This is a genomic window from Streptomyces sp. NPDC033180 (genome assembly GCF_055577645.1).
Map to the genome: position 1 here is coordinate 459,272 of NZ_JBVIPU010000001.1, position 12,484 is coordinate 471,755.

A 12,484-nucleotide genomic window follows, 5' to 3' on the forward strand; every position below is an offset into this window, starting at 1 on the left:
ACCGTCACTGAAGAGGCCAAACTACCCGTTAGTAGGTCTTTTTTCGCGAGGTGTGCGATGCGTACGGTGCGGTTATGGCCGTTATCTCGAAGCATGCCGTCACCAAGCGTCCCGTCGAGCTGCCGTCCGAGACCCTGGAGACATTGCGCGGCGACTGCGCCCGCATGGCGCCGCACTGGGTGACCCCGGCGGCCGCCCGGACCGCCCCCGTGTCACCCGCGCTGATCCATGGCATCGATGTCCCGCCCGCCTCCGCGCGGCTGATCGACGGCATGTCCGAGTACGGCGACTGAGCCCAGGGGCATCGGCGCGCGCCGAGGGAACCGCGCGCTCCCCCGCTGCGTCCCACCGCTGTCCCCCGTAAAGGGGACGCGACATACGAACGAGGCCCGCACACGGGTCTCCAGGGACAGCAGTGCAGTCGAAGGAGCGATGCGGTGAGCACCGAGCGATCCGACCATGACACGGCCGAGCAGCACCGGCGGCGTTCCCGCCTTGCCGTCGCGTCGGTGGCTGCCACGGTGCTGCTCGTCGGTGGCGGCGGCGCCTACTTCGCCGCGACCGCGTCAGGCGGCAGCGACGGCAACGGCAGTTCTCCCGCCGCGGACGGCGGCACGCCCCCGCCCCTTGCCCTCGACGGCCACACGGACGGCGACCGGCAGGAAGGCGGCACCGGCGACACCGGGGGCATCGCCCCGGGAGAGCCCGACCCGAACGGCGCCGCCTACCGCGCCGAGGGCAAGCTGCCCGGCGGCCCCGGTGCGGCGGCCGTGTATCAGGCCCGGGGCACCGTCAGCCAGGACCAGGTCGCCGAGCTCGCCAAGGCCCTCGGCGTCTCGGGCAGGCCCACCTCGCAGGACGGCGCCTGGAAGATCGGCCCCACCAAGGACGGTTCAGGGCCCTCGCTCCAGGTGAGCAAGCAGGCTCCCGGCACCTGGACCTTCACGAAGTACGCCACCGGCGGCAGCGACAACTGCCAGAAGGGCAAGCCCTGTTCAGAGGATTCGGGGTCGTCAACCGCGCCGAACGGCGAGGGTGACGCGGTCGGCGAGAGCGCGGCGAAGAAGGCCGCGGCGCCGGCCCTCAAGGCCGTGGGCCAGGACGACGCGAAGCTGGACGCGGGCCAACTCATGGGCGGCGTGCGGGTGGTGAACGCCGACCCGATGGTGGGCGGGCTCCCCACGTACGGTTGGTCGACCGGCATCCAGGTCGGCCCGGACGGCCAAGTGGTCGGCGGCAGCGGCCAGTTGAAGGCGCCGGAGAAGGGCGCGACGTACCCGGTGATCAGCGCGGGCGAGACCCTGGAACAGCTCAACAAGTCGGGCTCCGGCGATGGCCGCGTCGGCATCGGCGGCTGCGCGTCGGCGGTGCCGAACGCGAAGGGCGACACGGCGGACGGCTCCGACGGCGGCGACCCGGCGGTCGAGGAACGGACCAAGGCGCCGTGCGAGGAGCCTTCCTCCGCGCCTCCGAAGCCGCAGCCGATCACGGTGAAGGACGCCACGTTCGGGCTCGCGGTGCACTTCGTGGACGGGCGCCAGACGCTCGTGCCCTCCTGGCTGTTCGATGTGCGGCCGCAGGGCGCGAAGGACAGCTTCACGGTGACGCACCCGGCCGTGGAGCCGAAGTTCCTCACCTCGCCGAGCACGCCGTCGCCGACCCCGACGCCCACCGAGAAGCCGGGCAAGGGCGAGCAGGACCCGACCACGGACGTCGAGTCCTACCGCGCGGACGGCAAGTCCCTGACGGTGCACTTCTGGGGCAGCGTCTGCAGCGACTACTCGGCGGCGGCCGACGAGAGCAAGGGCGACGTGCGCGTGAAGGTGACCGAGACCCACAAGAAGGGCGAGGTCTGCGTGATGATGGCCAAGGAGTTCACCAAGACCGTGACCCTGGACAAGCCGCTCGGCGACCGCAAGGTCGTGGACGCGGCGGGCGGCGAGACGGTGCCGCGGAAGTAACGGTTCTCACGAGGACGTGGACGTACGAAGGCGGCGGCCCCCGAAGTGCTTCGGGGGCCGCCGCCTTCGTACGTCCACGTGCAGATTTAGCTGAACGAGTCGCCGCAGGCGCAGGAACCCGTGGCGTTCGGGTTGTCGATCGTGAAGCCCTGCTTCTCGATGGTGTCGACGAAGTCGATGGAGGCACCGCCCAGGTAAGGAGCGCTCATCCGGTCGGTGACGACCTTCACGCCGTCGAAGTCCTTGACCACGTCGCCGTCAAGCGAGCGCTCGTCGAAGAACAGCTGGTAGCGAAGGCCCGAGCAGCCGCCGGGCTGAACGGCGACGCGCAGTGCAAGGTCGTCCCGGCCCTCCTGCTCAAGAAGGCCCTTGACCTTGGCCGCGGCGGCGTCGGACAGGAGGATGCCGTCGCTCACGGTGGTGGTCTCGTCCGATACGGACATCTGCTTCTCTCCCGGGTTGTACGGAGACTGCTTGCCGACGGTTGCAACCGCCGGGGCCCCGGATTCATTCCGGGCCGAGCGCTCTGTCTTCGGGCTGTCTTGCGACCGCCTTCCCCTTCATGCTCGCACATGCCGTCGCCGGGGGCAGCGGCCCGTCGAAGGCGAACGCGTCACATCGACACTATGGCCATCGTCAAACTGACGTGAAGCGGTTATGATAGATAACGTCAATTAGACGAAAAGGCTCGTCTGCAGAACAGAAAGGGTGCGTGTCGTGACCACCGCCCAGTCCCCCGCGGACCTCGTGGACCTCGATGTACAGCCCACACCGCTCGCCCTCCTGCTGCTCGGCCGCGAGGCCGACCCCAAGAGCGAGCGCGGTGTGGAGTGCCCCGGCGATCTGCCCTCACCCTCCGACCCGGACCTGGTGGAGCGCGCCCGCGCCGCCAAGGAGAAGCTCGGCGACAAGGTCTTCGTGCTCGGCCACCACTACCAACGCGACGAGGTCATCCAGTTCGCGGATGTCACCGGCGACTCGTTCAAGCTGGCCAAGGACGCGGCTGCCAAGCCGGAGGCGGAGTACATCGTCTTCTGTGGCGTGCACTTCATGGCCGAGTCCGCGGACATCCTGACCACCGACGACCAGAAGGTCGTCCTGCCCGACCTGGCCGCCGGCTGCTCGATGGCCGACATGGCCACCGCCGAGCAGGTCGCCGAGTGCTGGGACGTGCTGGCCGAGGCCGGGATATCCGAGCAGGTCGTGCCCGTCTCGTACATGAACTCATCGGCCGACATCAAGGCCTTCACCGGCAAGCACGGCGGGACGATCTGCACCTCGTCCAATGCCAAGCGGGCCCTGGAGTGGGCCTATGAGGAGGGCGAGAAGGTGCTGTTCCTGCCCGACCAGCACCTCGGGCGCAACACCGCGGTCCGCGACATGGGTCTCTCGCTCGACGACTGCGTGCTCTACAACCCGCACAAGAAGAACGGCGGCCTGACCGTCGAGCAGCTGCGGGCCGCGAAGATGATCCTGTGGCGCGGGCACTGCTCGGTGCACGGGCGCTTCTCGCTGGAGTCCGTGGAGGACGTGCGTGCGCGGATCCCCGGTGTGAACGTCCTGGTGCACCCCGAGTGCAAGCACGAGGTCGTGGCCGCGGCGGACTACGTGGGCTCCACGGAGCACATCATCCAGACCCTTCAGGCGGCTCCCGCCGGTTCCAAGTGGGCGATCGGAACCGAGCTGAATCTCGTACGCCGTCTGGCGAACCGTTTCGCCTCCGAGGACAAGGAGATCGTCTTCCTCGACAAGACGGTCTGCTTCTGCTCGACCATGAACCGGATCGACCTGCCCCACCTGGTCTGGGCGCTCGAGTCCCTGGCCGACGGCAAGCTGGTCAACCAGATCGAGGTCGACCGCGAGACCGAGCAGTTCGCGAAGCTGGCGCTCGAGCGGATGCTCGCGCTGCCGTAGGACTGCCCGCTGGTTCGTTCGTGTACCGCGGTAAGGGGTGCCCGCTATTGCGGGTGCCCCTTACCGCGTTCTACGCTCCTTGAGCGCGCCGCCCAGCGCCTCCAGCGCCGGCACGGACGCGGCAAGCGCCGCCAACTGCTCCTCGGAGAGGGTGGCGAGCGCGTCGGCGAAGATCTCCGCCCAGGCGTTCTCGATCAGGGCCATGCCCTGCTCCGCCTTGAGGGTCGGCTTCAGGCGCACCACCCGGCCGTCGTTCGGGTCCTTCTCGCGCTCCAGATGACCCGCGTTGACCAGGCCGCGGACCGTGGCGCTCACATTGCTGGCGTGCAGGCCCAGTTCGCGGGCCAGGACGCCCACCGTCACGCCCGGTTCCGCGTGGACGTAGCGCATCAACTCCAGCTCCGACGGCGGCAGTCGCCACAGTCCCGCCTCTTCCATGCCCTGGAAGCGCAGGACCCGCGAGAGCGCGTACAGCGCGGGGGTCAGCTCCCTGGCGTGCCGGAAGAGCCGGTGGTCGGCCTCGTCGTTCTCCGCGTTCCTCTGCTCTGTCACGCTCCCATGCTAGCGTCACCTATAGATATATAACTATCTCTAATTTGCCCAGGGGGGTCTCTCAGCCATGCCCTTGCTCACCGCCGCGCTCGCGCTGCTCTCGTTCATAGGTCCGCTCTCGACCGACATGTATCTCCCGGCCTTTCCGCGGATGGCCGACGAACTGCACACCGACGCCTCCGGGGTGCAGCTCACGCTGACCGCGTTCCTGGTCGGCATGACGCTCGGGCATCTCGTCTTCGGGCCGCTCTCCGACCGGTACGGCAGACGGGCCCCGCTGCTCGCGGGCGCGGCCGTGTGCACCGTGGGGACCGCGCTGTGCGCCGTGGCGCCCTCGCTGGGATGGCTGGTGGCGCTGCGCTTCGTGACCGGGTTCAGCGGGGCCGCGGGGGTGGTGATCAGCCGGGCCGTGGTCGCCGACCGGGTCCAAGGGGCCGCGGCGGCACGGCTGTTCGGGGTGCTCATGACGCTGGCCGGGATCGCGCCGATCATCGCTCCACTGGCCGGAGGCGCGGTGATCGGGGCCGCGGGGTGGCGGAGCGTGTTCTGGGTGCTCGCCGGGGTGTCGCTGCTCGTGACGCTGACGGTCGTGGTCGGCGTACCGGAGAGCCTGCCCAGGGAGCGGCGGCACGAGGGCGGGGTGCGGGAGGTGGCGGCCTCGGTCCGCGAGGTCGTGGGCGATCGGGCGTACGTGGCGTACACGCTCGCCTTCACCTTCGCGTTCGGGATGCTGTTCTGCTACATAGCCGGGTCGCCGTTCCTGCTGCAGAACGTGCTGGGGATGGGGGTCGGGGCATCGTCCGTCGCCTTCTCCGGCGGGGCGGTGGTCGCGACGCTCTCCAGTGCGGTGGGGGCCCGCCTCGTCGGGCGGGTCGCTCCCGAGGCGTTGCTGCGGGGTGGGCTCCTCGCGATGCTCTCGGGTGCTTCGCTGCTGCTCGCCCTCACCCTGGCGGGGCTGTTGGGGGTGATGGTGTGTCTGGTGCTGATGGCTCTGGTGTGTGGTGGGCTCGGCCTCGTCGTGGCCAACGCGGCGGCGCTCGCACTGGAACGGGTGCCATGTGCCTCCGGCGTGGGGTCCGCCTTGCTCGGCACCGCCCAGAGCGCGTTGGGCGCGGTGGTCGCGCCGCTGGTGGGGCTCGGTGGGGATGCCACCGCGGTGCCGCTGTTCTTGGGAATGACCCTGTGCAGCGCACTAGCCGTGCTGGCACTCGCGTGGGGCGTACGCGGACGGGGCGCCCCTCTGGTTGAGGGGCACCCCGTCGGTGGTGGTGCTGGGCGCCTTGGCTAGCAGTTACCCCGCGGCTTCGGTGTTGTGCCCAGCCGTTCCGCCTGCGGAACGGCTGGGCACATCGTCTTAGACCTGGGCGGGCTCCGATTCGTCGGACAGCTGCTCGGGCTGTACGCCCGCCTTCTTTGCCCTCTTCGCCTCGCGCTTCGTGCGGCGACGCTCCTTGCGGAGTTCCACCATCGCGTACAGCGTCGGGACGAGGAGGAGGGTGAGGAGCGTCGACGTGATCAGGCCGCCGATGACCACCACCGCGAGCGGCTGGGCGATGAAGCCGCCCTCGCCCGTGATGCCGAGGGCCATCGGGAGCAGGGCGAAGATCGTCGCGAGGGCCGTCATCAGGATCGGGCGGAGGCGGTGGCGGCCGCCCTCGATGACTGCCTCGACCACGCCGTGGCCCTGCCTGCGGTACTGGTTGATCAGGTCGATCAGGACGATCGCGTTCGTCACCACGATGCCGATCAGCATCAGCATGCCGATCATCGCCGGGACACCCATCGGGGTGTCCGTCGCGATGAGGAGGCCGATGGCGCCCGTGGCCGCGAAGGGAATCGAGACCAGCAGGATCAGCGGCTGGACGAGCGAGCGGAACGTCGCCACGAGCAGCATGAACACGATCGCGATCGCCGCGAGCATCGCGAGGCCGAGCGACGCGAACGCCTCGTCCTGGTCCTCGGAGACGCCGCCGATGGACGCCGTGGCGCCGTCCGGCAGCTTCAGCGCGTCGAGCTTCTTGGTGAGGTCGGCGCTGACCGCGCCGGTGTTCTCACCGGTCGGCTTGGCGGTGATCGTCGCGGCGCGGGCGCCGTCGATGCGGGTCATCGAGACCGGACCGTCGACCAGCTTGACCGAGGCGATGTCCCCGAGCTTCGCGGAGCCGAGGTTCAGCGCGCGCAGCTCGGCGAGGGTCTTCGCCGGCTTCGCGGACTTCACCACCACATCGCGCTCGGTGTCGTCCAGGATCGCCTTGCCGCTCTGGGTGCCGCGGACCGCCTGGGCGACGGCCTGGCCGAGGGTGGTGTCGTTGAAACCGGCCGCCGCGGCCTTGGCGTTGGCCTTGACCGAGATCCGCGGGATGCTCTGCGACAGGTCGCTCTGGACGTCCGTGACGTCGTCGATCTTCGCGACCTCGTCGCGCACCTCGTCGGACGCCTCGCGCAGCACGTCGCCGTCGGCGGCCTTGACGACCACGCTCAGGTCCTGGCTGCCGAAGCCGTCACCGGCCGCGATGGACGTCTGGCCGATGCCGGAGAGCTTGCCGAGCTCCTCCTCGACCTTGTCCTGCGTCTTGTCGTACGAGGACTTGTCCTTGAGCGTCAGGGTGTACGAGGCCTGGTTGGTGTCCGTGGAGCCGCCGAAGGCCGCCATGAATCCGGAGGATCCGACCGTGACCTGGTAGTCCTTGATCTCGTCCAGGCCGTCCAGCATCTTCTCGACCTTCTTGGCCGAGGCGTCGGACGCGGCCAGGCTGGTACCCGGCTTCAACTCCTGCTTGATGGTCAGGACTTCCTGCTCGCCCTGGTCGAAGAAGTTGGTCTTCAACAGCGGAGCCATGCCGAACGTGCCCACGAGGACCACGATCGCGATGACGAGGCTGGTGAAGCGGCGCCGGGTCGCGAAGCGGAGCACGGGGACGTAGAAGCGCTGGAGCCTGCTCTTCGCCTCCTTCTCCTCGGCCTTGCGGCGGGCCTCATCCGGGTCGGCGCCGCGGACGTCCTTGGGGGGACGCAGGAACCAGTACGAGAGGACGGGCACGACCGTCAGCGAGACGAGCAGGGAGGCCAGGAGCGCCGCCGTGACCGTCAGCGAGAAGGATCCGAAGAGCTCGCCCACCATGCCGCCGACCAGGCCGATCGGCAGGAAGACGGCGACGGTCGTCAGGGTCGAGGACGTCACGGCGCCCGCGACCTCCTTGACCGCCGTGATGATCGCGGCCTCGCGCTCCTCCCCGTATCCGAGGTGACGCTTGATGTTCTCCAGGACCACGATCGAGTCGTCGACCACGCGGCCGATGGCGATGGTGAGCGCGCCGAGCGTGAGCATGTTGAGGGAGAGGTCCCGCGTCCACAGCACGATCAGGGCGAGAACGACCGAGAGCGGGATGGAGACCGCGGTGACCAGCGTCGAGCGGATCGACGCGAGGAAGACCAGGATGACCAGGACCGCGAAGACCAGTCCGAGGGCGCCCTCGGTGGTGAGGCCGTCGATGGACTTGGAGACCGCGGGGCCCTGGTCGCTCGCGACCGTCAGGTCGGAGCCCTTGCCCAGGTCCTTGCGCAGGTCGGGCAGCTTGTCCTTGACCGCGTCGGAGATGGCGACGGCGCTGCCGTCCTGGTCCATCGTGATCGCGACGGCGAGGCTGGGCCTGCCGTTCGTACGCGTGATGGATGTGGCGTCCGACGGCTGCTGCTTCACCGTGGCGAGGTCACCGAGGCGCACCGGCTTGCCCGCGCCCGCCGACGAGCCCGGCTTGGCCTCGGGGGCGACCATCAGGTCCTGGATCTGCTTCAGGGAGGTGAAGCCGCCACCGACCTGGACGGTGCGGTTCTTGCCGTCCTCGTCGAAGGAGCCCGCGGGGAGCGTGGCGCCGCCGGCCTGCAGCGCCTGGCCGAGCGCGGCCGGGGTCAGGCCCGCCTTCGCCAGCTTCCTGTCGTCGGGGGTGACGTCGACCTGGAGGTCGCGCACGCCGTCGACGGTGACCTGGCCGACGCCGTCGATGTCCTCGAGAGCGGGGACGACGGTGCGGTCGAGCCGGTCGGAGAGCGCCTGCTGGTCCTTGTCGGATGTGACGGAGAGGACCACGGTCGGGATGTCGTCCGTGGAACCCGCGATGACCTGCGGGTCGACGTCGTCGGGGAGTTCGGCCCCGGCTCGGTTCACGGCCTGCTGGACATCGGCGACGAGCTGCTTGGAGCCGCTGCCGTAGTCGAACTGGGCCATGATCACGGCGTTGCCCTCGCTCGCCGTGGAGGTGATGCCGGTGATGCCGTCGACCGCGTCGATGGAGGACTCGAGGGGTTCGACGACCTGCTTTTCGACCACATCGGGGGACGCGCCCTGATACGGGGCCAGGACGGACACCATCGGGAGTTCGATGGAGGGCAGCAGCTGCTGCTTGAGCTGAGGGATCGCGATCGCGCCGAAGACAAGCGCGATGATCGATATCAGCCCGACAAGGGCCCGTTGGGCGAGGCTGAACCGGGACAGCCAGGACATGGTGGTCTCTCTCTGTGGCGTACTGCGCAGGAACGGGCACCGGCGTGCCGGTGCCCCCTACACGATCTGCCATGTCCAGGGCATGATTCGTCACTCCGAGGACCCGTTCTTATGCCGCGCATACTGCGGGTGCAGTACGTCGCGTCCGCAATCACTCCACCCTTGGGCGTACCAGGCCCGATTCGTAGGCAATGACGACGAGTTGCGCCCGGTCGCGGGCGCCCAGCTTCGCCATCGCACGGTTCACGTGGGTCTTCACGGTGAGCGGGCTGACTTCCAGGCGCTCGGCGATCTCGTCGTTCGAGTGCCCGCCCGCGACCTGGACCAGGACCTCCCGCTCGCGCCCGGTGAGCGCGTCGAGCCGCTCGCCGCGCGCCCCGCCGTCACCGTCCGAACTGTCGCCCTGCGCGAGGAACTTGGCGATCAGGCCTTTCGTCGCCGCCGGGGAGAGCAGGGCATCGCCCGCGGCCGCGATCCGGATCGCGCCGAGCAGCTCGTCCGGCTCCGCGCCCTTGCCGAGGAAGCCCGAGGCGCCGGCACGCAGCGACTGCACCACGTACTCGTCGACCTCGAAGGTCGTCAGCATGACCACGCGTACGTGGGTCAGGGCGGGGTCGGCGCTGATCAGCCGGGTGGCGGCGAGACCGTCCGTGCCGGGCATGCGGATGTCCATCAGGACGACGTCGGCTGCCTGCGACTTGGCGAGCTCGACGGCCTCCGCGCCGTCCGACGCCTCGGCGACGACCTCCATGTCGGGCTCGGAGTCGACGAGCACCTTGAACGCGCTGCGCAGCAAGGCCTGGTCGTCGGCGAGCAGCACCCGGATCGTCACGCGGTCCCTCCCTCTGCCGGGCTGACCGGCGTTGCCGTGACGGGCAGGATCGCATGGACGCGGAAGCCTCCGCCGTAGCGGGGTCCCGCGGTGCAGCGGCCGCCCAGTGCGCTCACGCGCTCGCGCATGCCGAGGAGGCCGTGTCCGCCGCCGTCGTTCTCGCCGCCCTGTTCCTTCTTCTCGCCCCCGCCGTCGTCCAGGACCGTGACCTCGATGTTCGGTCCTACGTGGACGACGCTGACCTCGGCCTTGGCGCCGACTCCGGCGTGCTTCTGCACGTTCGTGAGGGCCTCCTGGATGATGCGGTAGGCGGCCAGGTCGACTCCCGCGGGCAGGTCGGCCACCGTGTCGCCGAGGGCGACCTCCACGGGGAGGCCCGCGTGGCGGAAGGTCTCGACGAGGTCGTCGAGGCGGGCCAGGCCGGGGGCCGGCTCGGTGGGCGCCTCGGGGTCGCCGGTCTGCCGCAACAGGCCGACGGTGGCGCGCAGTTCGTTCAGCGCCGAGCGGCTCGCGTCGCGTACGTGGGAGAGGGCTTCCTTGGCCTGGTCGGGCCGCTTGTCCATGACGTGGGCGGCGACCCCGGCCTGGACGTTGACGAGGGCGATGTGGTGGGCGACCACGTCGTGCAGGTCGCGGGCGATGCGCAGCCGCTCCTCGGCGACGCGGCGCCGTGCCTCCTCCTCGCGGGTACGTTCCGCGCGTTCGGCGCGCTCGCGTATCGCGTCCACGAAGGCACGGCGGCTGCGGACGGCGTCACCGGCGGCCGCGGCCATGCCGGTCCAGGCGAAGATGCCGAGGTTCTCCTGGGCGTACCAGGGCAGCGGTCCCGCCAGCATCGCGACGCCGGTGAGGCCGGTGATGGTGACCACGCCGACGCGCCAGGTGGTGGGGCGGTTGGTGGTGGCGGCGACGGTGTAGAGGGCGATGACCGCGCTCATCACGACGGCGCCGCGGAACTCCCCGGTGATCAGGTCGACGACGGAGACGGCGCAGGTCGCCGCGAGCACCACCCAGGGGGCTCGGCGGCGGAAGACCAGAGCGGTGGCGCCGAGCAGCATCAGGACGAGGCTGAGCGCGCCCGGGGTCCTGGTGCCCCACGTGGGGCCGCCGTCATGGCCGTACGGCTCGACGAAGGAGCCGATGACCATGCACACGAGGACGGCTGCCGCGAGGGCGGCGTCCACAGCCAGGGGATGCGCCTTGGCCCAACAGCGGCCTCGCACGAGAGTGGTCACGCCCTGAACGGTACGGGGCCCTGCGGGCTACTGGGAGCCGTCTGACGGGCCGCCCCTGCGGGGCGATGCCCTGGGTCGTGGCTGAGCTCCGTCTTCCTGGCTGTCCTGGCCCGGCGCTTCGCGCCGGATCTTTCCCGCCCACCCAACCGATTGCCCCGCGTCTAGCCAGGAATCAGGCCGTCGTCGCTCAGCATCTCGCGGACCTCGTCCAGGGTCGCGTCCGGGCCCGGGAGGATCAGCTCGGAGGGTTCAAGGGTGTCGTCCGGGAGGGGCTCGCCCAGCTCCCGGACCTTGTCCAGCAACGCGCCCAGCGTCCTGCGGAAGCCGGACTCGTCGCCGCTCTCCATCTCGGCGAGCAACTCGTCGTCCAGCTTGTTCAGTTCGGTGAAGTGGCTGTCGGCCAGCTTCACCTGCCCCTCCCCCATGATCCGTACGATCATGTCGCCCTCCTCGGACGTGAGCGGTGTGCTGTGCAGGGGTCTACTGCTTGTCGAAGCGCGGGGTGTCCTGCGGCTGCTGAGCCTGGGGCTGGCCCTGACCCGGCTCGATGGCCTGCTTCGGCGACGCCGACGAGCCACCCGCCAGTTCCGCCTTCATGCGCTGCAGTTCCAGCTCTACATCAGTACCACCGGAGAGGCGATCCAGCTCGGACTGGATGTCGTCCTTGGCCAGTCCGGAGGAGTCGTCGAGGGCTCCGGAGGCCAGGAGCTCGTCGATCGCGCCCGCCCGCGCCTGGAGCTGCGCGGTCTTGTCCTCGGCCCGCTGGATGGCCATGCCGACGTCGCCCATCTCCTCGGAGATGCCGGAGAAGGCCTCGCCGATCCGGGTCTGCGCCTGGGCGGCGGTGTACGTGGCCTTGATCGTCTCCTTCTTCGTGCGGAAGGCGTCGACCTTGGCCTGGAGGCGCTGCGCCGCGAGGGTGAGCTTCTCCTCCTCGCCCTGGAGCGTCTGGTGCTGCGTCTCCAGGTCGGTCACCTGCTGCTGAAGCGCCGCACGGCGCGAGAGCGCCTCGCGGGCGAGGTCCTCACGGCCGAGGGCGAGGGCCTTGCGGCCCTGGTCCTCAAGGGTGGAGGACTGCTTCTGGAGCTGGCTCAGCTGCAGTTCGAGGCGCTTGCGCGAGGTCGCCACATCGGCGACACCGCGGCGCACCTTCTGCAGCAGCTCGAGCTGCTTCTGGTACGAGTAATCGAGGGTTTCGCGCGGGTCCTCGGCCCGGTCAAGGGCCTTGTTCGCCTTCGCGCGGAAGATCATCCCCATACGCTTCATGACACCGCTCATGGGCTTCGCGCGCCCCCTTCTGACGGACTTCCAGCTCCAGGTACTGCTCAGAACCCACAGTACGGGCCCTGCATCCATTACCGCACTGTTCGCGTGCGGATGCGCTCATCCCCAAGGACGACTGTGTCCGGCCGGGCTCAGGCGTAGGGAGTAGGTGCACCCCCGGGAAGGGCCCGAAAACCGCTTGTAAACCACACGGAACGTCCCCCTA

11 protein-coding genes are annotated in these 12,484 nt (G+C 69.7%); 4 read left to right on the forward strand and 7 right to left on the reverse strand.

Annotation, left to right across the window (positions count from 1 at the left end):
- Positions 1-74: 74 nt before the first annotated feature.
- Together ACZ5WE_RS02170 and ACZ5WE_RS02175 are read left to right on the forward strand one after the other, a co-directional pair.
- The gene (locus ACZ5WE_RS02170) at positions 75-293 is read left to right on the forward strand and encodes a hypothetical protein (RefSeq protein ID WP_467690471.1); all 219 of its coding nucleotides are present in this window, start codon (positions 75-77) and stop codon (positions 291-293) included.
- Positions 294-437: 144 nt separating this feature from the next.
- Positions 438-1,961: a hypothetical protein gene (locus ACZ5WE_RS02175; protein ID WP_467690472.1), complete on the forward strand. Its 1,524-nt coding sequence runs from the start codon at positions 438-440 to the stop codon at positions 1,959-1,961.
- 86 nt (positions 1,962-2,047) lie between these two features.
- On the opposite strand, the gene ACZ5WE_RS02180 is transcribed toward ACZ5WE_RS02175, so the two are convergent.
- Positions 2,048-2,404: a HesB/IscA family protein gene (locus tag ACZ5WE_RS02180; protein WP_030933606.1), complete on the reverse strand. Its 357-nt coding sequence runs from the start codon at positions 2,402-2,404 to the stop codon at positions 2,048-2,050.
- 265 nt (positions 2,405-2,669) lie between these two features.
- Here ACZ5WE_RS02180 and nadA point away from each other — a divergent pair, with 265 nt between their 5' ends.
- Positions 2,670-3,875, forward strand: coding sequence for a quinolinate synthase NadA (gene nadA, locus ACZ5WE_RS02185; protein ID WP_467690473.1), 1,206 nt, complete (start codon positions 2,670-2,672; stop codon positions 3,873-3,875).
- Positions 3,876-3,935: 60 nt separating this feature from the next.
- On the opposite strand, the gene ACZ5WE_RS02190 is transcribed toward nadA, so the two are convergent.
- On the reverse strand, positions 3,936-4,427 hold the full coding sequence (locus ACZ5WE_RS02190; RefSeq protein WP_467690474.1) for a MarR family winged helix-turn-helix transcriptional regulator: 492 nt from the start codon (positions 4,425-4,427) through the stop codon (positions 3,936-3,938).
- A 67-nt stretch (positions 4,428-4,494) separates the two neighbouring features.
- On the opposite strand from ACZ5WE_RS02190, the gene ACZ5WE_RS02195 reads away from it, so the two are divergent.
- Positions 4,495-5,715 carry a multidrug effflux MFS transporter gene (locus ACZ5WE_RS02195; RefSeq protein WP_467690475.1) on the forward strand — a complete coding sequence of 407 codons (1,221 nt, stop codon included), beginning with the start codon at positions 4,495-4,497 and terminating at the stop codon, positions 5,713-5,715.
- Between the two features lie 66 nt (positions 5,716-5,781).
- Here the strand turns inward: ACZ5WE_RS02195 and ACZ5WE_RS02200 are convergent, their stop codons facing one another.
- The 5 genes from ACZ5WE_RS02200 to ACZ5WE_RS02220 form a co-directional block, all read right to left on the reverse strand.
- A complete protein-coding gene (locus ACZ5WE_RS02200; RefSeq protein WP_467690477.1) occupies positions 5,782-8,928 on the reverse strand; it encodes an efflux RND transporter permease subunit in 3,147 nt (1,048 codons plus the stop codon).
- A 151-nt stretch (positions 8,929-9,079) separates the two neighbouring features.
- Entirely contained in the window at positions 9,080-9,760 is a 681-nt protein-coding gene (locus tag ACZ5WE_RS02205) for a response regulator (RefSeq protein ID WP_467690479.1), read from the reverse strand.
- The gene (locus ACZ5WE_RS02210; protein ID WP_467690480.1) at positions 9,757-10,995 is read right to left on the reverse strand and encodes a sensor histidine kinase; all 1,239 of its coding nucleotides are present in this window, start codon (positions 10,993-10,995) and stop codon (positions 9,757-9,759) included. Before ACZ5WE_RS02210 ends, ACZ5WE_RS02205 begins: the two co-directional genes overlap by 4 nt.
- 161 nt (positions 10,996-11,156) lie before the next feature.
- Positions 11,157-11,435 carry a PspA-associated protein PspAA gene (pspAA, locus tag ACZ5WE_RS02215; protein WP_467690482.1) on the reverse strand — a complete coding sequence of 93 codons (279 nt, stop codon included), beginning with the start codon at positions 11,433-11,435 and terminating at the stop codon, positions 11,157-11,159.
- Positions 11,436-11,475: 40 nt separating this feature from the next.
- Positions 11,476-12,273 (reverse strand): PspA/IM30 family protein, encoded by a 798-nt coding sequence (locus ACZ5WE_RS02220; protein WP_467690483.1) that lies wholly within the window; start codon positions 12,271-12,273, stop codon positions 11,476-11,478.
- Positions 12,274-12,484: the final 211 nt, after the last annotated feature.